Below are 23919 nucleotides of genomic sequence, written 5' to 3'. Positions count from 1 at the left end.
GGAAATCAAAATGCCTGATACAAAGAAAGTAACAATCAATGGTGTTGAGATGGAGGCCGCAGACGGACAAACCGTGCTGCAGCTTTTAAACAACAGCTCAATCGAAGTGCCGCAAGTATGCTATCATCCAAGCCTTGGCCCGATTGAGACGTGTGACACCTGTATCGTTAATGTAAATGGAGAATTGGTGAGATCCTGCTCAGCGAACATAAAGGACGGAGATGTAATTGACACACTTTCGTCAGATGTGAAAAAAGCGCAAATTATCGGCATGGACAAGATTTTATATAACCATGAATTATATTGCACTGTTTGTGATTACAACAATGGGGGATGCGAAGTACATAACACGGTGAAAGAAATGAGAATCAACCACCAAAGCATTCCGTTTGATCAAAAGCCGTATCACAAAGACGAATCAAATCCGTTTTACCGATATGATCCGGATCAGTGTATTTTATGCGGACGCTGCGTTGAAGCGTGTCAAGACGTACAGGTCACCGAAACCCTTACGATAGATTGGGAGCGCAAACGCCCGCGGGTCATTTGGGACAATGATGTTCCGATCAATGAATCTTCATGTGTGTCTTGCGGGCACTGTTCAACGGTCTGTCCGTGCAATGCCATGATGGAAAAAGGAATGGAAGGCGAGGCGGGGTATTTAACAGGCATCAATAAAGAGACGCTTCGTCCGATGATTGACATCACAAAAGGCGTTGAAACCGGATACGGCTCCATCCTTGCCATATCAGACATGGAATCAGCCATGCGAGACGAAAGAATTAAAAAAACGAAAACCGTGTGTACGTATTGCGGTGTCGGATGCAGCTTTGATATATGGACGAAAGGAAGAGACATATTAAAGGTTGAACCGCAGACGGAGGCGCCTGCCAACGGAATTTCAACATGTGTCAAAGGGAAGTTCGGCTGGGATTTCGTCAATAGTGAAGAGCGCCTCACTAAACCGCTTATCCGCGAAGGAGACGCGTTTCGGGAGGCGGAATGGGAGGAAGCGCTTGAGCTGATTGCCGATAAATTTACCGATATCAAAGAAACATTCGGCCCTGACGCCCTTGCCTTTATTACATCTTCGAAGTGCACCAATGAAGAATCGTACTTAATGCAAAAGCTTGCAAGGGCCGTCATCGGAACCAACAATGTCGATAACTGCTCACGCTACTGCCAGTCTCCCGCGACAGCCGGATTGTTCAGGACGGTCGGCTACGGCGGTGATTCAGGATCCATTAAAGACATTGAAAAAGCAGGGCTTGTGCTGATTATCGGCTCAAATACATCTGAATCGCACCCCGTCTTATCCACCAGGATTAAACGTTCACATAAGCTGCACGGACAAAAACTGATTGTCGCTGATTTGAGAAAACATGAGATGGCTGAGCGTTCAGACCTGTTCTTCCAGCCGCGCGCGGGATCTGACATTGTATGGCTCAACGCCGTTTCAAAATACTTGCTCGATCATGATATGGCGGATTCGGAATTTTTGCGTGAACGGGTCAACGGGATAGATGAGTTTGTAGAGAGCCTCGAGCCGTACACGATGGAATACGCTGAAAAACATACCGGCGTTGCCAAGGACACATTGATCAAAATCGCCCATATGATTCATGAGGCCGGCAGTGTGTGCGCACTGTGGGCGATGGGTGTCACCCAGCATATCGGAGGCAGTGATACGAGCACCGCTATTTCTAATTTGCTTCTGGTGACCGGCAACTACGGAAAACCGGGTTCCGGCTCTTATCCGCTGCGCGGCCATAATAACGTGCAGGGGGCCAGTGATTTCGGCAGTATGCCGGACAGCTTCCCGGGGTATGAAAAAGTAACGGACGAAAAGGCCCGCAAAAAATACGAGCGGGGCTGGGGAACGGATCTCCCGAAAGAAATCGGCATGACAAACCATGAAATGATTGAGGGCATCCATTCAGGAAAGCTGAAATCAATGTACCTGAAAGGCGAAGAGATGGGACTTGTTGATTCTAATATTAATCACGTCCACGCTGCGTTTGAAAAGCTTGATTTCTTCGTTGTACAGGATATCTTTCTGTCACGTACGGCCGAGTTTGCCGATGTGGTGCTTCCCGCAAGCCCGAGCCTTGAAAAAGAAGGCACATTTACTAATACGGAACGCCGGGTGCAGCGCCTTTACGAAGTATTTGAGCCGCTTGGCGACTCAAAACCGGATTGGAAAATCATTATGGATGTCGCAAACCGGTTAGGCGCAAATTGGCATTACGATCATCCCGCGGACATCATGGAAGAAGCAGCGATGCTTTCACCGCTTTATGCCGGCGTCACATATGAACGTCTTGAAGGCTATAAATCTCTGCAGTGGCCGGTCGGGGCTGACGGAACCGATTCACCGCTTTTATTTACAGACAAATTTCCGTTTTCTGACGGCAAGGCGATTCTCTATCCCGTTCAGTGGACGGAGCCGAAGGAATTTGATGAACAATACGATATCCATGTAAATAACGGCCGTCTGCTTGAGCATTTTCATGAAGGCAACCTTACTTATAAATCAAAAGGGATTTCTGAAAAAACACCGAGTGTGTTTTTAGAAGTATCGCCTGAATTGGCAGAAGAAAGAGGGCTTGAAGACGGAACGCTCGTCCGCCTGACATCGCCGTACGGGAATGTGAAGGTCAAATGCGTCATCACAGACCGTGTCCAAGGCAAGCAAGTGTATTTGCCGATGAACGATTCGAATGATGCAGCCGTCAATCTTTTAACGAGCAGCTATTCTGATAAGGATACCGATACACCGGCTTATAAAGAAACATCCGCCAAGATGGAAATCTTGAAGAAAGAAGGCATCAATCCGCTGCCGAAGATCAATTTCCGCCACGGAAACCCGCAGCCGCAGATCGGAGTTCAAGTCCAGCGGAAATGGGCGCGGAAGGATTATGTGTTTCCGGGAGACGCGGTAAAAAGGGGGAAAAAGCAAAATGGCTAAGGCAATCAAGACCATTCGCAAACAGACCGTAACGGACGAAGAGAAACGCAGGCGGGATTTAGAAGAAATTGAGACCGCCCTTTTACACAATAAGGACGCTATTTTAGAATCCCTGAACATTCTTCATCATATGAATGAGCGCGGCGTTTTGGCCCTTCTGCGGGGGCTTTTCGGACAGGGAGACAAAGTGATGGATATTATGGTGAAAAAAGCTGATACGCCAGAAACCGCCAATACGTTAAAAAACCTCCTGCTTTTGACGGGCGTGCTCGGCATGATTGACGTTAAACAGCTTGAGCCTTTCATCGTCAAAATCAACGCGGGCGTGACAAAGGCTGTTGAAGAAAAAGACGATGATAAGAAGACAGGTTATTTTGATATCGTCCGCGCTTTGAAAGACCCGGACATCAACAAGGCCGTCACCCTGCTGTTTTCTTTTTTAAAGGGAATGGGCGGGGATACAAGTGATATGGAGAGAAACACGCAGCCTCCCGAAAATCAAAAGCACCATACAAATGAGTAACGATCATTCCCGAGCCTGAAGGCGGCTCGGGTTTTTTGTGCGCTGTGAACGGTTTCTTGGGATAAATTTCACGCCCGTTGTTATGACTTTTGTTGTGTTATGTTAATAGTTAAGGTTATGAATAGAAAAAAATTGAAAAGATGTGCTACGATAAAAATCAAGGCGTCAAAAGTTCAAAAATTGACACAATCAGGAGTGAGAAAACATGAGCAAGCTTAAGAATCCTAGACAAGCGATCCAGAGAACCCTGATGAAAGGAAAGAACGGCCTAGACGCATATGACCCTTTTTCGTGGTACGAAGAAATGAGGCGGGAAAACCCCGTTCATTTTGATGAAGAAAACAAGGTATGGAGCGTGTTTTTGTATGATGATGTAAAAAAAGTCATTGGTGATAAAGAGGCATTCTCCAGCCATATGCCGCAAATGATCAGTTCGATCGGAAATTCCATTCTGAATATGGACCCGCCAAAGCATACCCGTATCAGATCAGCCGTCAATCGCGCTTTTACTCCCCGGGTTTTGAAAGAATGGGAGCCGAGAATTCAGCAAATCACAGATGACCTGCTGAAACAGGCACAGGGCAGGGGAAGCATTGATATTGTTAAAGATTTATCTTATCCTTTGCCGGTAATCGTGATTTCGGAGTTATTGGGTGTTCCGTCCGAGCATATGGACCAATTTAAAGAATGGTCGGATATTCTTGTCAGCACGCCTAAGGATGACAGCCCTGAAGCGGCGAAAGTGAATGAGCAAGAACGGGATGAATGTGAGCGGGAACTGGCCTCATTTTTTGCAAGGATTATAGAAGGAAAAAGAAAACAGCCCGGCCAGGATATTATTTCTATTTTAATTAAAGCAGAAGGAGAAAAGCTCTCAGGAGAAGATCTGCTCCCGTTTTGCACCTTGCTTTTGGTGGCGGGAAATGAAACAACGACCAATCTCATCTCCAATACGGTATACAGCATATTAGAAACACCGGGACTTTACGAAGAGCTGAGACAGGATCCTTCGCTCATCCCGCTGGTCATTGAAGAAACGTTGCGTTTTCGCGCTCCTGCTCCGTTTGTCCGGAGGACGGTCAAACACGATATTGAGCTGAGCGGCCGCCTCTTGAAGAGCGGGGAAATGGTTCTTGGTTATATTGCGTCAGCCAATCGTGATGAGAAGAAATTCGAGAATGCCGAAGTGTTTGATATCCGCCGTCAACCGAATCCGCATCTTTCTTTTGGATTCGGCATTCATTTTTGTTTAGGCGCGCCGCTTGCCAGGCTTGAAGCAGAGGTCGCGCTGAGAGGGCTTTTAAAAACATATCACAAGCTGAAGCCCGTCCGGGTTGAGCCGATTCAAAACAGCGTCATGTACGGCTTAACAGTATTTGAACTTAAGACAAATTAATATAGGGGAGAAGAGAATGATGAAAAAAAATCACATTGCCATTATTAATGTGGCCGCTCACGGTCATGTCAATCCCACATTGCCGGTAGCGGAGGAGCTTGTCAAACTAGGGCACAGAGTTACATATGCTACGACGGAGGACTTCGCACATGCCGTTTCACAAACCGGCGCCGTCCCGGTTTTATACCGCACGAGCATTAAGCCTGACCCTGAGACAATAAAAGAGCAGGTGAATAAAAGCGATGCCTTTGTGATGTTTTTGAAAGAAGCGGCTGAAGTGCTCCCGCAGTTGGAAGAGCTGTACAAAGATGACCTCCCCGACGCCGTTCTTTATGATTTTCTCGCTCTGTCAGGAAGATTGTTTTCCGACAAATGCGGTATTCCGGCTGTGAAATTCTGCCCGAGTTATGCGATAAATGAGCATTTTCAAATAAAAAAAGACCAAAATATAATTGAAGCGGCAAAACAAGCGATAGAGGAGTTTCAGGAAGAGGTCGAAAATGAGCAAGTGAAACATATGACCATGGAAGAATTCTTTAAGCCTGAAAAACTGAATATCGTCTTTATGCCGAGGGCATTTCAGCCGAAACAAGAAACCTTTGATGCCAGCTTCTGTTTTGTGGGCCCGTCTCTTGGTGAACGCACAAATACAGGAAGTCTGGAGCTTGAGAATGCCGATGACCGGCCGCTTATGCTCATTTCTCTCGGAACGGCATTTAATGCATGGCCTGAATTTTATCAAATGTGCATTGATGCATTTCGGGATTCAAAATGGCGTGTCGTCATGTCAGTCGGCACATCAATTGATCCGGAAAGCTTTACCGATGTGCCTGATCACTTTATCATCCGCCAGCACGTCCCGCAGCTTGATATATTGGAAAAAGCCCAGCTCTTCGTTTCTCACGGCGGGATGAACAGTACGATGGAAGCGATGAATGCGGGTGTCCCGCTCGTTGTGGTGCCGCAAATGCAAGAACAAGAGGTAACCGCCATGCGCGTAGATGAATTGGGCCTCGGCGTTCATCTGCCGCCGAGAGAGGTCAGTGTGTCCCGTTTGCAAAAAGACGTTCAGAAGGTTTACCAAGATAAAAACATCCTCAGCCGGGTGAAAAACATGCAGCAGAAAATTGAAGAAACCGGCGGCGCTAAACAGGCTGCAGCCGCAATTGAAGATTTTATAAAAGAGGCGGTTGTGGAAAATTGATATGTAAACAGGCAGCGGACAGATTCCGCTGCCTGTTTTGTTAAATGTTTTTCTTCATCCCGCATCTCCGGCATTCTCGCAAAAACTTTCCGCCTTTTACCGAGCTTTTAAACAGTGTATAGTCACAATTATCACAGCGTCCGCTATGCGCGTCAGGATATTCGTTAAACTCATAAATCACTGATGTATCATACCCTTTTGTTTCAAACTCTTTTTTCGTTTCCATTATTGAAAACCCCTCCGCCAATCTAATCGTTCTGCGGTTAATCATACAGCAACCGCATGCGGGATTCAACGGGGGCTGTCTTGATTTTCCCTCACGATTGCGTGAAAATAAATGATATCATCAATAGAAATGGATGAGCAAAATTGAGAGAGAATCGGACAGTCAGTTTTCGAAAAACCGAGCGGCTGTCCGGCATCTGAAGGGAAGAGGAGTACAGCGATGGGAAAAGGATTGAACGGTAAGCGGATTGCAATCGGCGGTTCGCGGAAAACAGAAGAAATCAGCACATTAATTGAAAAACAAGGCGGCACCGCAGTTATCCGCTCCCTCCAAGGGACCGTGTACCTGGCCGAAGAACAAATTGAACCAGATGTGCGGAGATTTGTTAAAGAAAAAGCAGATTGGGCCATATTTACAACCGGAATCGGAATGGAAACCTTACGATCAGTTTCAGAAAAAATCGGTCTGAAAGAAGAGTTTCTGCTGGCCATCCAACAAGCAAAAATAGGCTGCAGAGGCTATAAAACCTTTGCAGCTTTAAAAAAACTCGGCATGACACCGTCAGCTTCAGATGAAGACGGAACAACAAGAGGGCTGATCCGTTCTCTGGAGCGGTTTGATTTCCAAGGGCAAAAGGTAATGATACAGCTCCATGGTGAGAAAGCGCCTGTGTTAACAGACTTTCTTGAGGGAAAGGGAGCGCAGGTTTTCCCTATCCTGCCTTATCAGCACATTCCGCCTGAAAGGGAAACCGTTGATAAGCTGTGCCGGGAGCTGATGGACCATGAAATTGACGCGGTGTGTTTTACGACAGCCATTCAAGTGCGCTCCCTTTTTGATTATGCAAGAGAGAAAGGGATGGCAAATGAAATAAAACAAGTATTCGAAGAACGCGTTCTGGCTGCGGCTGTCGGAAAAGTGACAGCTGAAGCCATTCGCGATGAAGGGATAATGAGGCTCCTTGCTCCGGAAATTGAGCGGATGGGGGCGATGATTATCGAGCTGTCCCGTTACTATGAATCTCTGAACTCTTGATGATTCAATAGGGAAAGAGCCTACTCTTTTCCTATTGAATTTTTTTTAACTGCCAGTGAGCTGTGAAAAGAGAAGGGTAAGTCAAGGTGCTTAATATGACACATGTCAGCAGGGCGGAGGCCATGGTCGTAAAAACGATCAGCAATTGAAAGCGCACCGCCTGTATAGGATCTGCGCCGGCTAAAATCTGTCCCGTCATCATGCCGGGAAGCTGGACGAGGCCTAATGTTTTCTGGCTTTCAAGCGTCGGAATCATACTGAGCTTCATACTCGACGTTAAAATGTGCCGGATTGCCTGCTTAGGTGTTCCGCCAAGAGAAAGAATCAATTGAATCTCTTCTTTCCGCATTTCAGCCTCTGATCCGAGGCGGTTTAAAAACAAGCTCGACAGCACCATAGAATTTCCGATCACCATTCCGCTTATCGGGATGACATATCGTGAGGTGAAAGGAATGATGTGAAGGGCCAATAAAATTCCCTGTGTTACAATTTCTACGATAGCCAGCGTCAGGAAAACTCGCCAAAATGAGCCGATCTGCATTTTTTTTCGTTTTACGACATTTTGCGAGGCGGCAGTAAGCATGAGAAGCACCATTAAAATGATAAACACCGGGTGATCGCCGTGAAAAATCAGCGATAGGATATAACCGATAATTAAAAGCTGTATTACCGCCCTTACAGTCGCGATGATCATATCCTTTTCTACGCCGGCTTTAAAAGATTTAGATAAAAATAAAGCGATGATGACAAAAACACTGGTAAATAAAAGAGAAAGATAATCCATATTATCGGCCGCTCCCTTGTAAAAGCGCTCTGGCCGCTTCGTGTTTCGGATCTTTAAAAAATGTTTCGGTGTCTGCGGTTTCTAAAAGCCGCCCTTCCGCCATAAACCATATCGTATCGGATATCCGTTCGGCTTGTTCGAGGTTATGGGTAATCCATAAGACAGTCAGTTTTTTTTGCTGATGCCAGCTTGTAATAAGTTTCTCAATCACGAGAACCGATGCAGGGTCTAAAGCGGACGTGATTTCATCCAGCAGCAAAATGGACGGCGGATTCGCAAGCGTTCTGGCTAATGAAAGCTTTTGCCGCTGTCCGCCTGACAATTCTTTTGCGTTTCGATCCAGCAGCTCGTAAGGAAGATCTGTAAAATCGGCAAGCTCTTCCGGTGTATAAGCCTGTGTCTGATGGAGCTTTTCCGCGAGCAGGAGGTTGTCCCGCACCGTACCCTCTATGACAGGAGCAGACTGGAAAGCAAGCCCGGACGTTTTTCTGAGCTCTTTGATATCCCAATTCCTTACCTCTTTTCCGAATACAAGCACTTCGCCTTTATCCGGTGAATTCATAAGGCTGCACAGCGACAGCAGCGTGCTTTTCCCTGAACCCGACGGCCCTATGATTGCCGTTATCGAGCCATGCCGAATATGACCGGTTACATCGAGCAGTACGTCATAGCGGGTATCGTTTTGTTCGTAGCTTTTATTGACTGACAGAAAAGAAATTGCGGGAATGTGTTCTTCATTCATAGAGTATTACACCTTTCATAGGAGAGCCGTAATGAAACGGCTCTTTTAAAAAAATTATGATTCTGTGAGATTGGCTGACGGTTTCTCCGCAGGTTTCGGGCTTGGCTGATGGGAAGCGAAAGTATGCATAACCATTCCGGCAATAATAATGAATAACCCGGCAAAAGAAAGAAGTGACGGGAAAGCCGCGGATAAAAAGACGATTTCGCCAATCAGAGCGAAAAGAACCTCGCCCGACTGCGTCGCCTCGACAGCGGCAAGTTTTTGCGGCTCGTTTCTTACCAGGTCAGTGGCCCGGAAAAATAAAACGGTCGCGATAATTCCTGAGCTGACAGCGACGATAAAGGACTGAAACGTCTGGCCGGGAGCCGGAAGACCGTCTGAATGCCATCCGAAAGCTGCGATTAACAGCCAGAAAGGAAGGCTTGCAAGCGTCATGCCGAGCACGCGCTGAAACGTATCGAGTTTTCCTCCGTATTGTTCAAGCATTTTGCGGTTGCCGAGGGGATAGGCAAAAGCGGCGATCACGACTGGCGCAACACTGAATAAAAGCGTGCGGCCCGATAGTGAGCCCGCATGCTGAAGCTGAATCAGCCCGGCTCCGATCAAGATAATGACGGAAGTAACAAGTGAGATAAGAGGAATCTTTTGCCTAACAAAAATTGGGCCGGCGGGTGAATCTTTTTTCTCATAGAAAAAAGGAGATAACAGCACTCCGGCGACAATCGTAATCTGCCACGTGCCGGCGATGAGCCAGCCGGGCCCGTAAGCTGCCGCAAAGGTAATCGGTGCGTAAAAAAGCACGAAACCGATAAAGCTCCACTTCAGCCAAAAAAACGGCTTGCTCCGCATTTCAAGCCAAAGCGGCCTCCATTTTCCTTTTGCCGCAACAATCATAAATAAAAACGGAACCATAAAAATGAAGCGCAGGGAAGAGCTCCACATCCAGCTCCCGCCTGACAGCTCCATTGCCCTGTTTAAAATAAAAGTAACTGCAAAAAACAGAGATGACAATATTCCGAGTACAATTGCTTTCATTAAAATCCCTCATTTTGACACATTATTTTTTATACTATACTATTCACCGGAATGCTTCGCAATGGAATATCAGAAAATAGCGTTTTAACCGATGAAGAATTGTGGAATACAAAATAGTACGGAGGTGATACCATGCAGAAAGAGGACATCCAAACATTTTATTTTGAAGATGACGGACGCATCCCGAACAACCCCGGGCTCCCGCTTGTGATTTATAAAGGGATCTTCAAAGGTGATACGGTAAAGAAAGCGGAGAAAATCCTCCGTCAACATGACTGGTCAAACAGCTGGACGGGAGGGGTATTTCCTTATCATCATTTTCACAGTACAACTCATGAAGTTCTTATTACGATAAAAGGCAGCGCTGTTTTGAGATTCGGAGGCGAAAACGGAACCGATATCAGCGTTCAAACGGGAGATGCTGCGGTCATACCCGCCGGAATCGGCCATAAAAAAATGACCGGAAGTTCTGATTTTAAGGTTATGGGCGCTTATCCCGGCGGCCGGAAGTATGATATAAAAACAGAAAAAAGTAAAAGTGCAGTAACAGAAATCAGCTGCGTCCCGCTTCCGAAGCATGACCCTTTTACGGGACATAAAGCGCCGCTTTTAGAGATTTGGGACAAAGGACAGGAGAGAAGCGGAATGCCTGTAAAAAAATAGTGTCAAAGAAACGTTATAACTCTGCCTCCATATAAATAATTTCATAAACGAAACAATTCACGTTCAAATTTTGTTCAAAAAGTGTTATCATATAGAAGTAAATCAAATTGGGGTTTTTTATGTTTGCTATTTTCAGAGAGGAAAAAGGAATTTTGACTTATTCAATTGTTTTTGTTGATATAAAAATAATACTGAATATGGCAAAGTGAAAAACTGGGTAGTAAACATTTATTTTTGTAAATGATTGTGCATGAATTCACAATCCTGTTTTTTCATGCTTTCTGCGTGAAATGGGGAAGGCTACCCTTTCCAAAAAAAATCAGCATACTGCTTATAGTAAAGGAGAATCGGATATGCCAGAAACAATCGATCAAACAAATGAATCTGTCAGCCAAGGCCAACGCGATCTCATTGATCAGCTGTTAAAACCGGAAGTTCAAGAATCACTGACTGCTTTAGTAGACCAGCTTCCAAAACTGACTGAGTTAGTTAATATTTTAACGAAGTCTTACGATTTTGCACAGTCTGTAGCGACAGACGAAGTATTGAAGAGCGATACAGTGGGTGCGCTTACAGAAATTCTTGAGCCTGTGAAAGAAACAGCGAAAGAAGTGGCTGCTACTGCGATCGAAGCAAAAGACCGCGCGGATGCAAGCAATGAAGTGATCGGAATTTTCGGCCTGCTGAAAATGCTGAAAGACCCGCAGGCGCAAAAGCTTTTCCGTTTTGCTCAAAGCTACCTGCAAATCATGTCTGAAAAACAAAAATAATCAACTACCGCACAAATTGATATAAAGGACGGAGGATATACGATGTCAAAACATATTGTCATTTTAGGCGCTGGTTATGGCGGAATTCTTTCTGCTCTAACCGTTCGCAAACATTACAGTAAAGATGAAGCCCGCGTAACCGTTGTGAACAAATACCCGACTCACCAAATCATTACGGAATTGCACCGTCTTGCAGCCGGAAACGTATCTGAACAAGCGATTGCTATGCCGCTTGAAAAACTTTTAAAAGGTAAGGACGTTGATCTTAAAATCGCGGAAGTCAGCTCTTTCTCAGTTGATAAGAAAGAAGTTGCGCTTAGTGACGGTTCTAAATTAACATATGACGCCCTTGTTGTCGGTCTTGGTTCAGTTACGGCTTATTTCGGCATTCCTGGCCTCGAAGAAAACAGCATGGTGCTGAAATCTGCGGCTGATGCCAATAAAGTCTACAATCACGTGGAAGACCGTGTGCGTGAGTACTCTAAAACGAAAAACGAAGCTGATGCAACAATTCTTATCGGCGGCGGCGGTTTAACAGGCGTCGAGCTTGTCGGTGAGCTTGCTGACATCATGCCGAACCTGGCGAAAAAATACGGCGTAGATCCAAAAGAAATCAAACTGAAATTGGTTGAAGCAGGTCCGAAAATCCTTCCTGTTCTTCCGGATGATCTTATCGAACGCGCGACAGCAAGCCTTGAAAAACGCGGCGTTGAGTTCTTAACAGGTCTTCCTGTTACAAATGTTGAAGGAAACGTAATTGATCTGAAAGACGGATCAAAAGTCGTTGCTAACACGTTTGTCTGGACAGGCGGCGTACAAGGAAATCCATTAGTCGGCGAATCAGGTCTTGAAGTGAACCGCGGACGCGCGACAGTTAACGATTTCTTACAATCTACTTCTCACGAAGATGTATTCGTTGCCGGAGACAGCGCGGTATACTTCGCACCGGACGGCCGTCCGTACCCGCCGACAGCGCAAATCGCTTGGCAAATGGGTGAGCTGATCGGGTACAACCTATTCGCTTACTTAGAAGGAAAAACGCTTGAAACATTCAAGCCTGTAAACTCTGGTACGCTTGCAAGCCTCGGCCGTAAAGACGCTGTTGCCATTATTGGAGCGAACTCTACTCCGCTGAAAGGCCTTCCTGCATCTTTAATGAAAGAAGCTAGTAACGTACGTTACTTAACACATATTAAAGGGTTATTCAGTCTCGCTTACTAATCCTTTAGTTGTTTAAAGACATTGCCCGGCGCTCTGAATTCAGAGCCTGACGGCAATGTCTTTTTTTCTGAAAAAGAGGCGGCAGACTATTTTGAAAAATCAAACAAAAGTGATTGATATATGAAAAAGAGAAAGATAAAATGAAAAGGAATCATTTTGTTAACGTTAACAATATTAGAAAGGATGAGAAAATGAAAGCATTTATGGGAACCGATTTCTTACTGGATAATGAAACCGCTGTCAAACTGTACAAAGAATATGCGGAAGGAATGCCGATTATTGATTATCACTGTCACTTAAGCCCCAAGGAAATCTATGAAAATAGAACATTCGCCACGATTACGGAGGCATGGCTTTACGGTGATCATTATAAGTGGCGCCTCATGAGAGCAAATGGTGTTGAGGAGCGCTTCATTACCGGAAACGCTGCAGATGAAGAGAAGTTTGCGGCTTGGGCAAAAACAGTGCCGATGGCAATAGGAAACCCGCTGTACAGCTGGACTCATTTAGAGCTGCAGCGTTTCTTCGGCATTTATGACGTGCTGAATGAAAAAACAGCCGACTCTATTTGGAAAAAAACAAATGTCTTGCTGCAAGGAGAAGGTTTTGGCGCACGGGACCTCATTTTAAAATCGAATGTAAAAGTCATTTGCACAACAGATGATCCCGTTGATTCGCTGGAATATCATATGCTGTTAAAAGATAGCGATTTCCCTGTAAAAGTTTTACCGGGGTTCCGCCCGGATAAGGGACTCGAGATCAACCGGCCGGGTTTTGCCGAGTGGGTTAAGGCGCTTGAGAAAGCTGCGGGAATCTCCATCACTTCCTATAAAACGTTTTTAGAAGCGTTGGAATCACGTGTGCGTTTTTTCCATGCTGCCGGTGGCAGGGTGTCTGATCACGCCTTAGATCAAATGGTATATGCCGAAACAACCGAAGACGAAGCGGCTGGTATTTTTGCTGCCGGATTAAGCGGAGGGCATGTGTCTTTTGAAGACGAAATGAAATTTAAAACATGGACGCTGCAATTTCTTTGCGGTCTGTACGCTGAACTGGATTGGGCGATGCAGTATCATATCAACGCATTAAGAAACACAAATACGAGAATGTTCAATACCCTCGGTCCTGACACAGGCTATGACTCGATAAATGATGAACATATCGCAAAACCTCTGGCACAGCTTCTAAACTCCGCAGAAATGAAACAGCAATTGCCAAAAACCATTTTATATTCACTGAATCCTAACGATAACTATATTATTGCCAGCATGATGAACAGCTTTCAGGATGGAAAAACGCCGGGGAAAATTCAATTCGGCACAGCCTGGTGGTTTAATGATACGAAGGACGGAATGCTTCAACAGATGAAAGCATTATCAAATACAGGGCTTTTCAGCCGCTTTATCGGCATGCTTACTGACTCAAGAAGTTTCTTGTCCTATACACGCCACGAATACTTCAGACGAGTTGTCTGTAACCTGATCGGCACCTGGGCAGAGAATGGGGAAGCGCCATACGATATGGAGCTTTTAGGGGGGATTGTCGAGGGAATTTGCTGCCGGAACGCACAGGAATATTTCGGTTTTTAAAATTTAACCGGAGAGGTGACTTATGAATAATGTGCCTGTCGTTACAGCATCACCCGCAGAAGTGAAAGGACATAAGCTGAGCTTGAAGGAAAAAGTGTCCTACGGTTTCGGTGATTTCGGAAACGGATTTATGTTTGACCTTGGACAAATATATCTGCTGAAATTTTTCACTGATGTTGCAGGCATCCCGGCAGCCTTCGCCGGCAGTATATTTTTAGTCAGCAAGCTGTTCGCGGCTGTAACTGATCCGATTGTCGGATCGGCTATTGATTACAGAAAAAATATCGGTCCGAGGGGGAAGTTCAGGCCGTATTTGTTATTCGGAAGTATTGTTCTTGCGATCCTGACCGTATTGATTTTTGTGTCACCGGATGTGTCAGTAACGTGGAAACTCGTCTATGCTTATGCATCCTACATGCTTTGGGGTGTCGCCTATTCTTTCGTCAACATCCCGTACGGATCACTTGGCGCCGCCATTACACAGGATGCGGAGGACAGAACCGCGCTTTCCGCATTTCGGCAGATCGGATCGCTTGGGGCGCTATTGATTACGAGTGTCATCGTTATACCGATCCTCGTTCAATTTGATAACGTTCACATCGGATACCCCGCTGTCATGGGAATGATGGCCGTCATCGGGATCGCAGGATTTATGATCTGTTATCGGAATTGTAAAGAAAGAATCATCGTCCGCGACGCCCCGAAGGAAAAGCTGTCTGCGGGGGCGGTTCTAAAAAGCTTTATCGGCAATAAACCTTTATTGACAGTCGTTTTTATGACGATTTTTTCGATATCGGCTTATAACATTAAATCAGCAATGCTTGTGTATTTCGCGCAGTACAATCTTCACAACGCAGAGCTTATGTCCTACTTGAGTTTTATAATTATCGGATCTTCTTTTTTGGGCGTTCTGTTTCTGCCGAAGCTTGTCAAACGGTTTGGAAAAAAGCAAACGGTAATAATCGGTTTTGCCGTCAGTGCCGCCGCTGATGCAGTGAATTTCTGTCTGCCGGCAAATGTATACGTTTTTACGATTTTAGCGAGCATTGCTTTTATCGGCATCAGCATTCCGAATGGCATCACGTGGGCGCTTGTGTCGGATATTATTGATTACGGCGAATGGAAAACGGGCGAGCGGAAAGAGGCCACCACCTATTCGCTGTTTAATTTCTCAAGAAAACTGGCCCAATCTTTGTCCGGTTTTCTTTCAGGTGTTGGGCTGAGCTTAATCGGCTACGTCCCAAATGTCTCCCAAACAGCCGGCACCTTAATAGGAATAAAAGGTCTGCTGCTTTTATATCCCGCTGCCGCTTTACTGTGCGCCATGCTGATCATCGGTTTCATGTATAAACTGACAGACAAACAGCACGCAGAACTCGTTCAGGAGTTAAACAGCGCCAAACCTCATCATTTGTGATTTTATGGGCCCTCCATTAATGGTACAATAGAAATAAATGTCAGATGACGATGGAGAAAGGAAAACCGATGGTAACCATAAAAGATATCGCAAAACTAGCCAATGTATCCCACACCACCGTTTCCCGGGCGCTGAACGGCAGCCCTTACATTAAAGAGCATACAAAACAGAAAATACTAAAGCTCGCTGCACAGCTGAATTATACACCCAATGTCAATGCGAAAAGCCTTGCCATGCAAAAATCTCATACGATCGGACTGTTTTTTACAAGCATCACAAACGGAACTTCACACAGCTTCTTTTCCGACACCATAAAAGGGGTAAACCGCGTCATCAGCGAGGAATACAATTTGTTCGTGCGCGGCATTGATGATCTTAAAAGCTATGACACTATCAACCCTATGAGATACGACGGCATCATTTTAATGAGCCAAAGCGATACTGATAATTCTTTTATTTATCATATCCGCGAAAAAAACATCCCGCTTGTTGTGCTGAACAGAGATATTGATGACAGGAGCATCATCAATATTTTATCAAACGATAAAGAAGGCTCCATGCAGGCCGTTGACTGCCTGATCGAAAATGGCCACAGAGACATCGCCATTATTGAAGGAAAGGAAGGATTTAAATCGTCCCAGCAGCGAAAAGAAGGCTACTTGTCATCGCTGATCCGGCATCATGTTCCGATCAAGCAGGAATACAGTGTAAAAGGGCGTTATGATATGGAAAGCGGTTATCAGGCGATGGAAAAGCTCATGTCTCTTCAATCCTCTCCTTCGGCTGTCTTTTGTTCAAATGATGACATGGCCATAGGGGCAATGAATGCGATTTTTGCCAAAGGGATGCAGGTTCCCAAAGACATATCGATCATCGGATTTGATGACATCGGCATTTCCCAATACATGACGCCAAGGCTTTCAACAGTGAAGCGGCCCGTTGAAAACATCAGCAAACTCGGCGCCGAGAAGATTTTAGCGCTGATCGCTGATCCGTGCATGGCGGCGGAAAAAATCTATGAAAATACCGAGGTTATGATAAGGGATTCTGTTAAAAAGCTTGAGCGATGACCCGTATGCATACACCTCGGTTTTCCACACTGAAAAATGTTAACGTGTGCATAAATGTGAAGGAGGCGAACAGCTTGCAGCGTTTAAATAAGACACTGTGTAAGGAATTCATTCAATATCCGGAAAAAGTTCTTCAATTCGGTGAAGGCAACTTTTTGCGGGCGTTTGCGGATTGGCAGATTGATCAATTGAATCAATTGACGGATTTTAAGGGCAGCGTTGTCGCCGTTCAGCCGAGGGGATCTGGAAAAATGAAAATATTAAACGAGCAGGACGGTTTGTTTACGCTTTTTTTGCAGGGAATGAAGGATGGAAAACCCGTAAATGAACATACGATTGTAAAATCCATCAGCCGGGGCATTGATCTTTTTTCTGATTATGCATCATTTAAACGGCTGGCAAAGGCGGAGGAGCTGCGTTTTATTATTTCAAATACGACAGAAGCCGGCATTACATTTGATGAAGGGGATCGTTTGGAGGATACGCCGCAAAAAACATTCCCTGGGAAATTAACGGCTTTTCTTTATTTTCGTTACAAGGCTTTTGCAGGCGATGCTGAAAAAGGCTGTATAGTGCTGCCGTGTGAGCTGATTGAAGAAAACGGCCGGAAACTGAAAGAAACCGTTCTTCAATATGCTGAGCTGTGGAAGCTGGAGGAAGGTTTTACACATTGGATTCATTATGCAAACCTCTTTTGTAATACCTTAGTAGACCGGATTGTTCCCGGTTTTCCTGTCGGCGCCTCGGAGGAGCTCACAGCTTCTCTCGGATATGAAGACCGCTTGCTTGTGGTGGGCGAGCAATATTACTTATGGGTGATAGAGGGGCCTGAGTATATTCAAAATGAACTCCCTTTTGCCGACGCCGGGCTGAACGTGATTATCACCGGTGATCTCACTCCGTATCGGACGAAAAAGGTCAGAATTTTAAACGGCGTCCACACGGCAATGGCGCCGGTTGCCTCTTTATACGGATTACAGACCGTTCGGGAAGCTGCAGAAAATAATGTGACCGGCCGATTTATCGAAGAGCTGATAAGTGAAGAAATTCTCCCTGTGTTAAATATGAAGGAACTTACACCATATGCGGAGGATGTTTTAAACCGATTTAAAAATCCATATATGAAACATTATTTACAAAGTATATCGCTCAATGCCGTGTCCAAATTCAAAACGAGAAATCTTCCGACGCTTCAGGCCTATGTCAAACAGAAGGGCCGTCTTCCGGAGCGGCTGGTGTTTGCGTTAAGCGCTCTCATTTATTCATATTGGAACGGCCGGTATGAGCTGGAGGACGATGCGGATGTCCTGGCTTTTTTTCAAGCGGTTTGGTCCGCAAAAAAAGAGGATATGGTTCAGGCTTCTGCTGCAATTTTAGGTGAAGAGCGCCTATGGGGAATGAATCTGAATGATCTTCCGGAACTGACCGAACGTACTGCTTTTTTCCTCAGAACCATTCATGAGGGGAGAATGGAATATGCGCTAAAAGAGTGCTGTATGAAAAGGGGAGTGTCAAATGAAAGAGATCATGAAAATTCATCCAAACGATAATGTGCTTCTCGCTTTGCGTGATATTAAAAAAGGGGAAATGCTTCATATGGACGGCCTGGTCATTGAAGCGAAAGACGATATGAAACGGGGGCATAAAATTGCTCTCGAAACAATAGAAGAAAACAGCGGCATTATCAAATACGGCTTTCCGATCGGACACGCGACAAGACGCATTTCCATCGGCGAGCATATTCATGTCCATAATGTAAAAACAAATTTATCAGATGTGCAGACATACGCCTACACACCGGTTTTCGAAGACAATCCCTTTACAAATGAAAACCGGACATTTAAAGGCTACAGTAGAGAAAACGGCACGGCCGGCGTGCGGAATGAACTGTGGATTGTCCCCACAGTCGGCTGTGTAAACGGCGTCGCCGAGAAAATCATTCAGCGCTTCGTAAAGGAAGCGGGAGACATTGCGCCATTTGATAATGTTTTAGTATTAAAGCATCAATACGGATGCTCACAGCTTGGCGATGATCATGAGAATACGAAACAAATCCTAATAAACGCCATTCGTCATCCCAATGCCGGCGGTGTCCTTGTATTGGGGCTCGGCTGTGAAAATAATGAGCTGTCAGCGATAAAAGAAGCGCTCCGCGATATAAACGGGGATCGGGTAAAATTTCTCGAATCACAATCTGTCACAGATGAAATCGAGACAGGTGCTGCGCTCTTAAAGGAGATTCATCAAGCAGCGAAAGGGGATAAACGGGAAGATATCCCGCTGTCAGAATTGAGCATCGGTTTAAAATGCGGCGGATCTGACGGTTTTTCCGGCATTACTGCAAACCCTTTATTAGGGAGGTTTTCAGATTACTTGATTGCACAGGGAGGAAGCACCGTCTTGACTGAGGTGCCTGAGATGTTCGGCGCTGAAACGATTCTCATGCAGCGGGCGGCCAACGAAGAAGTGTTTCATAAAACGGTCCGCTTGATCAATGATTTCAAGCAATATTTTATAAAGCACGAGCAGCCGATTTATGAAAATCCGTCACCCGGGAACAAGGAAGGCGGTATTTCAACGCTTGAAGACAAGTCGCTTGGCTGCACACAAAAAGCCGGAATTTCACCGGTTTCTGATGTACTGGCATACGGCGAAACACTGAAAACAAAGGGACTGACACTGCTTAGTGCGCCCGGCAATGATTTAATCGCTTCCTCAGCACTCGCCGCAGCAGGCTGCCACATCGTACTGTTTACAACCGGAAGAGGCACACCTTTCGGCACATTTGTTCCGACTGTAAAGGTGTCAACGAATACAAGCCTTTATCAATCAAAACCTCATTGGATTGACTATAATGCAGGCCGATTAACAGAAGAACAAACAGCAGAGGGTGATATGGTAAGAGATTTTATTCAATACATCATACAAGTCGCAAGCGGTGAGTTTGTCAATAACGAAAAAAACGATTTTCGAGAGCTCGCGATTTTCAAGTCAGGTGTGACATTATAAGGGAAAAGGCGATCCGTGGAAGGGTCGCCTTTTCGTATTGACCTATTACTTTGAATCTTAAAATGAATTGTGGAATGGAGTGCACGAAAACTGAATGATAGCCACTAAACAAGCAGAAGAAATTTTTTAGTGAATACCAAATTAAGTTATAATTATGTAATGGTGCCTTAAATAAAGGAGATTTTTATAATACATATAATTATTATGGAGATTGATTTTTTGATCATGTCATTTCAGAGGAGGGCCTAATGAATAACATTTTATATATTGAAGATGACCAAGAAATTGGACAATTTGTAAAGGATGACTTAGAAGAACGGGGTTATATGATTAAGTGGCTCACTTCTTCCTATCATTATGAAAAATATATAGAAAAGGCAGACCTGATTGTACTTGATATTATGATGCCTGGTTTAGACGGATTTACAATAGGTCAAAGGATGAAAAAAACTCATCCGCAGATCCCTATTTTGCTTTTAACAGCCAGAACAGGTTTAGAAGATAAACTGAAAGGCTTAGGGTTTGCGGATGATTATGTGACAAAGCCATTTCATCCCGATGAACTGGTCGCACGAATTGAAGTATTGTTAAGAAGGTTTGATAAGACTGCTATTCATGAGTTGAAGCTAAAACACTTAAGTATTTACTTGAAAGAAAAAAGGATTTTAAATAATCAAAGCAATGAGGAAATATTTTTAACTGACAAGCAGTTAAGGATTTTTTTGCTTTTGCTTAGACATCCCAATCAAATATTAACAAAGGAACAAATTTACGAAAATATTTGGGAACAGACTTATATCGAAGGGGATAAGACGTTAATGGTACATATCCGGCATTTACGGCAAAAAATCGAGATAAACCCAAATGAGCCAGAGATTCTTGAAACAATCAGAGGGATAGGATATAGGATTAAACAATGAGATTATCGACAAAGTACCTTCTTAATATCATTGCCTCAATTTTATTTTTTCCGATAGCCTTTTTAGGCGTTAATTTTCTATATTATGTCACATTAACATACATTATTGATCACCAGGGTCAAGTACATTATGAACCAAATAAATTGGAAAGTGATTGGAAGTCCGATATAGATGATTTTTCAGGAAAGTCTAATCGAGAAATTACAGCCGCATTCCCGCATATGAAGCAATATAAACACTCTGATATCATTTGGATAAATGATAAGGGAAAGGTGATTTTTTCAACCTCAGATCGGTTCGCCAAAAAAGGTGAGATTATTCACGTAAGCGAATTGATCAAATTAATGGAACAAAACCAAAAGAAATATTTATTACTGAGTGCTTATTTAAATGGGAGTGAAGACAGCGGGTATGCATTTTTAGAAACTCCCCGCTCAATTATAGGATCTCAATGGGAAGTTATGAGAGCCAAGTATTCCTATATATGGTTTATCGCCTTGATTTTTGTCTGTTCACTTTTTGTGATTAATTCATGGATGTTTTTTGCGAAAATACAAAAAAGGTTAATTTCTCTGGGGAATCATATGAAAAAACAAGATAATGACGGAATACCAGAATTTGTAACAGTTAAACAGTACGATGAACTGGGTCAAGTGGAATATTCATTCAATCAAATGGTTGAGGAATTGAAGAACAGCAGACAAAAAGAGCGGGAAGAAGCTGAAATACGAAAAAACTTGATTGCTGATTTATCCCATGATTTAAGGACACCTCTTACGGTTATAAGAGGGCATACATTTTCATTAAAGAATGAAATAAGCAGTGAAAATGGAAAGCATTCACTAGGCATCATAAATGATAAAATAACTTTTATGGGCGAACTGATTGACAATTTGTCATCATTTTCTCTTCTTGCTGCAGGTAAATTGCCGCTTCATAAAAAGAGTTGTGACATATTAAAGATTATACGTTCTTCGTTAACAGCTTGGTATCCGATTTTTGAGAAAGAGCACTTTACAATAGATATTAATCTAAAGGAAAACATCGTATGGGAAATAGACGAGACTTGGCTAAAAAGAATTCTTGATAACATTTTTCAAAATGTTTTGCGCCATGCTAATTCAGGAAAATACGTTTCAGTACAGACAAAATTTATTGAAAACAAACCCGTTATCATAATTGAGGATATGGGCCCGGGAATGGATTATAAATCTGAAAGAAAAGGCGCCGGAATTGGATTATCTATCATTAATATGATGCTCAAACAAATGAAACTGGAACATAAAATAAAAAGTAATCAAAACGGAACGGTTTTTATTATTTACCAAAACAGCAGTGAAGAAACGTGAAGCCATAGCGGTTTCACGTATTTTTATGTTGAGAAATTTAAACTTAAATTAACCTTGATTATATCTTCTTTTTAACCTTGTAAGTTTATATTATAAACAGAACAAGATGGAAAGGATGATGATAAGTGAAGAAGGCTGATCCAGCTTTAATATCCAAAGGTATCAATGTTTCTATAAAAAAGAAAGAAATTTTACATGATATAAATTTAACACTGGAAAAAGGGAAAATATACGGTTTGTTAGGTCCGAACGGTGCAGGGAAAACGACATTGCTTAAAGTTCTTTTAGGGATTTTTCCTCCAACTTCAGGAGAAGTGATTTTTGAGGGGAACAACCTATATCGCAATCCAAATCATGATGTGATTCAGTCTATCGGAAGCATTATCGAATTTCCCGGTTTTTATGAAAATTTGACTCTTTTTGAGAATATCAAGCTGCATCTTAACTATTTAAAAAGATCAGCTTCGGAAGAAGAAATAAATGAGGTTTTAGGAGCGGTTGGACTTTATGAACACAAAGATAAGCTGTTTTCACAAACTTCATTAGGAATGAAACAGAGGCTGGGAATCGCCAGAGCAATTGCGCACGCTCCCGCATTGCTTTTGCTGGATGAACCGACGAACGGTTTAGATCCTTATGGTATTAAAGAAGTGAGGGAAATGCTGATACAAGAAGTAATGAAAAATGGAACCACAGTCGTTATCTCAAGTCATCTCTTAAGTGAGATTAATCTCATGGCTGATGAATTGCTTATTATGAATAAGGGACAAATTATTTTTGAGTCAGCCTTTATGAAAAATAAACAACATCTTTATTTATACAAAATACCAGCGGAAGCAGGTATTGATTGGGCGGATATTGAGGAATTTGCCGATCATATTATTTCAAGAAATAAACAGCAATTTGAATTTATTTCAATAATGCATCCGTCGGAAATGAAAGAGAATTTAAATTCTTATGGAGTTAACAAGGAATCTATTGACGGATTTAAGCTATCTTTGGAAGATCTTTATTTAAAACTGCTGGCAAAGGAGGAAGGTCATGAGTCTGTTAGTGCGTAACGAATTTATGAAACTGAAAAGGCTAAAATCAATTTATGTTATTTTCTTTCTAAGTTTTTTGCCATTTCTCATAAATGGAATCGGTCTTCTGACTATGAATGAAAAAACAGATTGGTACAAATTTTATATGTTTGTTTTTAATCAGTATTCCGTCCTTTTTCCGACTGTTATTTTTATATTTTCAGGTTTTTATTTTTATTTAGAATTTAAAAACAAGACAATGTTGAACTGGATGTCTTATCCTTATCATAAATTCAAATTGATATTATCAAAGCTAGCTGCAGCTTTTCTGTTTTTGTTTTTCATTTCGGCAATTAATCACTTTATTCACTTAACAACCTTGTTTTTCTTTTTTGGAGAAGACCTCACGGCAAGCGACTTATTAAGGTTAATAGCGACATCCTTTACTTCTACTACTATGAGTCTGCTTACCATTCCGATTGCCGCTTTAATTGCATTCATAAGTAAAAATATAGTGGTTGTGATGATAACAGGTGTAGCTTCATTTCTAGTAATGACAATGCTGTTAGCAAGTGATATCTCAATTGTCTTTCCTTTTTCTTTTATTTATCGTTTCAGTATTCAAATTTTAGAAAGTGATATGGGATATTCAAATTCAATTTTTTTAATCTGGGGATTACTGATAATGGGGCTGTATGTTTTGGTTTCCTTATCAGGCTTATATGTATATTCAAAAAAATACAGAATGTAAATGGAGGATGATTTTAGATGGAGCAAATTATTTTTGTGATTTCAATGCTGGCTTTAGGAGTTACGCTGGTTACATTTTTCGGAATGATTTTGAATGACGGATTAAGAGGAGTATTAAACTTCTCAAGAAAACCCGTAAAATTTATGACGGGATCATTTCTGGTATACATTGTTGCGTTCGCTGTTTATATTTTAATAAGTGTAAAGTAACATTCCGTTTTAG

22 protein-coding genes are annotated in these 23919 nt (G+C 43.2%); 18 read left to right on the top strand and 4 right to left on the bottom strand.

The annotated features are described in order from the left end of the window. The first annotated feature begins 10 nt into the window (after positions 1–10). The 4 genes from fdhF to J7E26_RS07220 all read left to right on the top strand — a co-directional run bounded on the left by fdhF (position 11) and on the right by J7E26_RS07220 (position 6091). Positions 11–2968 carry a formate dehydrogenase subunit alpha gene (gene fdhF / locus J7E26_RS07235; RefSeq protein WP_214801151.1) on the top strand — a complete coding sequence of 986 codons (2958 nt, stop codon included), beginning with the start codon at positions 11–13 and terminating at the stop codon, positions 2966–2968. Next, positions 2961–3491 carry a helical membrane plugin domain-containing protein gene (locus tag J7E26_RS07230; RefSeq protein ID WP_214801154.1) on the top strand — a complete coding sequence of 177 codons (531 nt, stop codon included), beginning with the start codon at positions 2961–2963 and terminating at the stop codon, positions 3489–3491. Before fdhF ends, J7E26_RS07230 begins: the two co-directional genes overlap by 8 nt. A gap of 205 nt (positions 3492–3696) precedes the next feature. Then, positions 3697–4887 carry a cytochrome P450 gene (locus tag J7E26_RS07225; RefSeq protein ID WP_214801157.1) on the top strand — a complete coding sequence of 397 codons (1191 nt, stop codon included), beginning with the start codon at positions 3697–3699 and terminating at the stop codon, positions 4885–4887. A 19-nt stretch (positions 4888–4906) separates the two neighbouring features. Next, on the top strand, positions 4907–6091 hold the full coding sequence (locus tag J7E26_RS07220) for a macrolide family glycosyltransferase (RefSeq protein ID WP_214801160.1): 1185 nt from the start codon (positions 4907–4909) through the stop codon (positions 6089–6091). A gap of 40 nt (positions 6092–6131) precedes the next feature. Here J7E26_RS07220 and J7E26_RS07215 read toward each other — a convergent pair whose 3' ends face one another. After that, entirely contained in the window at positions 6132–6317 is a 186-nt protein-coding gene (locus J7E26_RS07215) for a DUF8096 family protein (RefSeq protein ID WP_053573476.1), read from the bottom strand. A gap of 219 nt (positions 6318–6536) precedes the next feature. Between J7E26_RS07215 and J7E26_RS07210 the strand changes: the two genes are divergently transcribed. Further along, positions 6537–7352, top strand: coding sequence for a uroporphyrinogen-III synthase (locus J7E26_RS07210; RefSeq protein WP_214801163.1), 816 nt, complete (start codon positions 6537–6539; stop codon positions 7350–7352). 31 nt (positions 7353–7383) lie between these two features. Here J7E26_RS07210 and J7E26_RS07205 read toward each other — a convergent pair whose 3' ends face one another. The 3 genes from J7E26_RS07205 to J7E26_RS07195 are packed head-to-tail and all read right to left on the bottom strand — an operon-like array spanning position 7384 to position 9916. After that, the gene (locus tag J7E26_RS07205) at positions 7384–8136 is read right to left on the bottom strand and encodes an ABC transporter permease (RefSeq protein WP_214801167.1); all 753 of its coding nucleotides are present in this window, start codon (positions 8134–8136) and stop codon (positions 7384–7386) included. Position 8137: 1 nt separating this feature from the next. Further along, entirely contained in the window at positions 8138–8878 is a 741-nt protein-coding gene (locus tag J7E26_RS07200) for an ABC transporter ATP-binding protein (protein WP_214801170.1), read from the bottom strand. 54 nt (positions 8879–8932) lie between these two features. Next, positions 8933–9916, bottom strand: coding sequence for a DMT family transporter (locus tag J7E26_RS07195; RefSeq protein ID WP_214801173.1), 984 nt, complete (start codon positions 9914–9916; stop codon positions 8933–8935). 132 nt (positions 9917–10048) lie between these two features. Here J7E26_RS07195 and J7E26_RS07190 point away from each other — a divergent pair, with 132 nt between their 5' ends. The 13 genes from J7E26_RS07190 to J7E26_RS07130 all read left to right on the top strand — a co-directional run bounded on the left by J7E26_RS07190 (position 10049) and on the right by J7E26_RS07130 (position 23906). After that, positions 10049–10579, top strand: a complete 531-nt coding sequence (locus tag J7E26_RS07190) for a cupin domain-containing protein (RefSeq protein WP_214801176.1) — start codon at positions 10049–10051, stop codon at positions 10577–10579. A gap of 353 nt (positions 10580–10932) precedes the next feature. After that, the gene (locus tag J7E26_RS07185; RefSeq protein ID WP_061523191.1) at positions 10933–11349 is read left to right on the top strand and encodes a helical membrane plugin domain-containing protein; all 417 of its coding nucleotides are present in this window, start codon (positions 10933–10935) and stop codon (positions 11347–11349) included. Between the two features lie 42 nt (positions 11350–11391). Continuing rightward, a complete protein-coding gene (locus J7E26_RS07180) occupies positions 11392–12570 on the top strand; it encodes an NAD(P)/FAD-dependent oxidoreductase (RefSeq protein WP_214801179.1) in 1179 nt (392 codons plus the stop codon). 191 nt (positions 12571–12761) lie between these two features. Further along, the gene (uxaC, locus tag J7E26_RS07175; protein WP_214801183.1) at positions 12762–14159 is read left to right on the top strand and encodes a glucuronate isomerase; all 1398 of its coding nucleotides are present in this window, start codon (positions 12762–12764) and stop codon (positions 14157–14159) included. Positions 14160–14181: 22 nt separating this feature from the next. Then, the gene (locus tag J7E26_RS07170; protein ID WP_214801186.1) at positions 14182–15576 is read left to right on the top strand and encodes a glycoside-pentoside-hexuronide (GPH):cation symporter; all 1395 of its coding nucleotides are present in this window, start codon (positions 14182–14184) and stop codon (positions 15574–15576) included. Between the two features lie 68 nt (positions 15577–15644). After that, positions 15645–16646 carry a LacI family DNA-binding transcriptional regulator gene (locus J7E26_RS07165; RefSeq protein ID WP_214801188.1) on the top strand — a complete coding sequence of 334 codons (1002 nt, stop codon included), beginning with the start codon at positions 15645–15647 and terminating at the stop codon, positions 16644–16646. 74 nt (positions 16647–16720) lie between these two features. Then, on the top strand, positions 16721–18196 hold the full coding sequence (locus J7E26_RS07160) for a tagaturonate reductase (RefSeq protein WP_214801191.1): 1476 nt from the start codon (positions 16721–16723) through the stop codon (positions 18194–18196). Next, a complete protein-coding gene (locus J7E26_RS07155) occupies positions 18162–19655 on the top strand; it encodes a UxaA family hydrolase (RefSeq protein WP_214801195.1) in 1494 nt (497 codons plus the stop codon). Before J7E26_RS07160 ends, J7E26_RS07155 begins: the two co-directional genes overlap by 35 nt. Before the next feature lie 248 nt (positions 19656–19903). Continuing rightward, positions 19904–20575, top strand: a complete 672-nt coding sequence (locus J7E26_RS07150) for a response regulator transcription factor (protein ID WP_214801198.1) — start codon at positions 19904–19906, stop codon at positions 20573–20575. Next, entirely contained in the window at positions 20572–21924 is a 1353-nt protein-coding gene (locus tag J7E26_RS07145) for a HAMP domain-containing sensor histidine kinase (RefSeq protein ID WP_214801201.1), read from the top strand. The genes J7E26_RS07150 and J7E26_RS07145 overlap by 4 nt, the downstream gene beginning before the upstream one ends. Positions 21925–22049: 125 nt before the next feature. After that, complete coding sequence (locus J7E26_RS07140) at positions 22050–22985, top strand: ABC transporter ATP-binding protein (protein ID WP_214801204.1); 936 nt, start codon at positions 22050–22052, stop codon at positions 22983–22985. Then, a complete protein-coding gene (locus J7E26_RS07135) occupies positions 22966–23697 on the top strand; it encodes an ABC transporter permease (protein WP_214801208.1) in 732 nt (243 codons plus the stop codon). Before J7E26_RS07140 ends, J7E26_RS07135 begins: the two co-directional genes overlap by 20 nt. 17 nt (positions 23698–23714) lie before the next feature. After that, positions 23715–23906 carry a hypothetical protein gene (locus J7E26_RS07130; protein WP_061528140.1) on the top strand — a complete coding sequence of 64 codons (192 nt, stop codon included), beginning with the start codon at positions 23715–23717 and terminating at the stop codon, positions 23904–23906. The last annotated feature ends 13 nt before the right edge of the window (positions 23907–23919 follow it).

Source organism: Bacillus sp. ISL-51, from assembly GCF_018613535.1.
Classification (GTDB): Bacteria; Bacillota; Bacilli; order Bacillales; family Bacillaceae; genus Bacillus.
The sequence above is the reverse complement of the archived record's forward strand: the minus strand, read 5'-3'. Positions and strand labels throughout refer to the sequence as shown.

What these genes read in the sequence shown, in the direction of transcription:
- J7E26_RS07220 (WP_214801160.1), top strand. Translation starts at nt 4,907, where the DNA reads ATGAAAAAAAATCACATTGCCATTATTAATGTGGCCGCTCACGGTCAT.
- J7E26_RS07180 (WP_214801179.1), top strand. Translation starts at nt 11,392, where the DNA reads ATGTCAAAACATATTGTCATTTTAGGCGCTGGTTATGGCGGAATTCTT.
- J7E26_RS07155 (WP_214801195.1), top strand. Translation starts at nt 18,162, where the DNA reads ATGAAAGAGATCATGAAAATTCATCCAAACGATAATGTGCTTCTCGCT.
- J7E26_RS07230 (WP_214801154.1), top strand. Translation starts at nt 2,961, where the DNA reads ATGGCTAAGGCAATCAAGACCATTCGCAAACAGACCGTAACGGACGAA.
- J7E26_RS07145 (WP_214801201.1), top strand. Translation starts at nt 20,572, where the DNA reads ATGAGATTATCGACAAAGTACCTTCTTAATATCATTGCCTCAATTTTA.
- J7E26_RS07200 (WP_214801170.1), bottom strand. Translation starts at nt 8,878, where the DNA reads ATGAATGAAGAACACATTCCCGCAATTTCTTTTCTGTCAGTCAATAAA.
- J7E26_RS07135 (WP_214801208.1), top strand. Translation starts at nt 22,966, where the DNA reads ATGAGTCTGTTAGTGCGTAACGAATTTATGAAACTGAAAAGGCTAAAA.
- J7E26_RS07130 (WP_061528140.1), top strand. Translation starts at nt 23,715, where the DNA reads ATGGAGCAAATTATTTTTGTGATTTCAATGCTGGCTTTAGGAGTTACG.
- J7E26_RS07215 (WP_053573476.1), bottom strand. Translation starts at nt 6,317, where the DNA reads ATGGAAACGAAAAAAGAGTTTGAAACAAAAGGGTATGATACATCAGTG.
- uxaC (WP_214801183.1), top strand. Translation starts at nt 12,762, where the DNA reads ATGAAAGCATTTATGGGAACCGATTTCTTACTGGATAATGAAACCGCT.
- J7E26_RS07170 (WP_214801186.1), top strand. Translation starts at nt 14,182, where the DNA reads ATGAATAATGTGCCTGTCGTTACAGCATCACCCGCAGAAGTGAAAGGA.
- J7E26_RS07195 (WP_214801173.1), bottom strand. Translation starts at nt 9,916, where the DNA reads ATGAAAGCAATTGTACTCGGAATATTGTCATCTCTGTTTTTTGCAGTT.
- J7E26_RS07165 (WP_214801188.1), top strand. Translation starts at nt 15,645, where the DNA reads ATGGTAACCATAAAAGATATCGCAAAACTAGCCAATGTATCCCACACC.
- J7E26_RS07210 (WP_214801163.1), top strand. Translation starts at nt 6,537, where the DNA reads ATGGGAAAAGGATTGAACGGTAAGCGGATTGCAATCGGCGGTTCGCGG.
- J7E26_RS07150 (WP_214801198.1), top strand. Translation starts at nt 19,904, where the DNA reads ATGAATAACATTTTATATATTGAAGATGACCAAGAAATTGGACAATTT.
- fdhF (WP_214801151.1), top strand. Translation starts at nt 11, where the DNA reads ATGCCTGATACAAAGAAAGTAACAATCAATGGTGTTGAGATGGAGGCC.
- J7E26_RS07225 (WP_214801157.1), top strand. Translation starts at nt 3,697, where the DNA reads ATGAGCAAGCTTAAGAATCCTAGACAAGCGATCCAGAGAACCCTGATG.
- J7E26_RS07185 (WP_061523191.1), top strand. Translation starts at nt 10,933, where the DNA reads ATGCCAGAAACAATCGATCAAACAAATGAATCTGTCAGCCAAGGCCAA.
- J7E26_RS07190 (WP_214801176.1), top strand. Translation starts at nt 10,049, where the DNA reads ATGCAGAAAGAGGACATCCAAACATTTTATTTTGAAGATGACGGACGC.
- J7E26_RS07205 (WP_214801167.1), bottom strand. Translation starts at nt 8,136, where the DNA reads ATGGATTATCTTTCTCTTTTATTTACCAGTGTTTTTGTCATCATCGCT.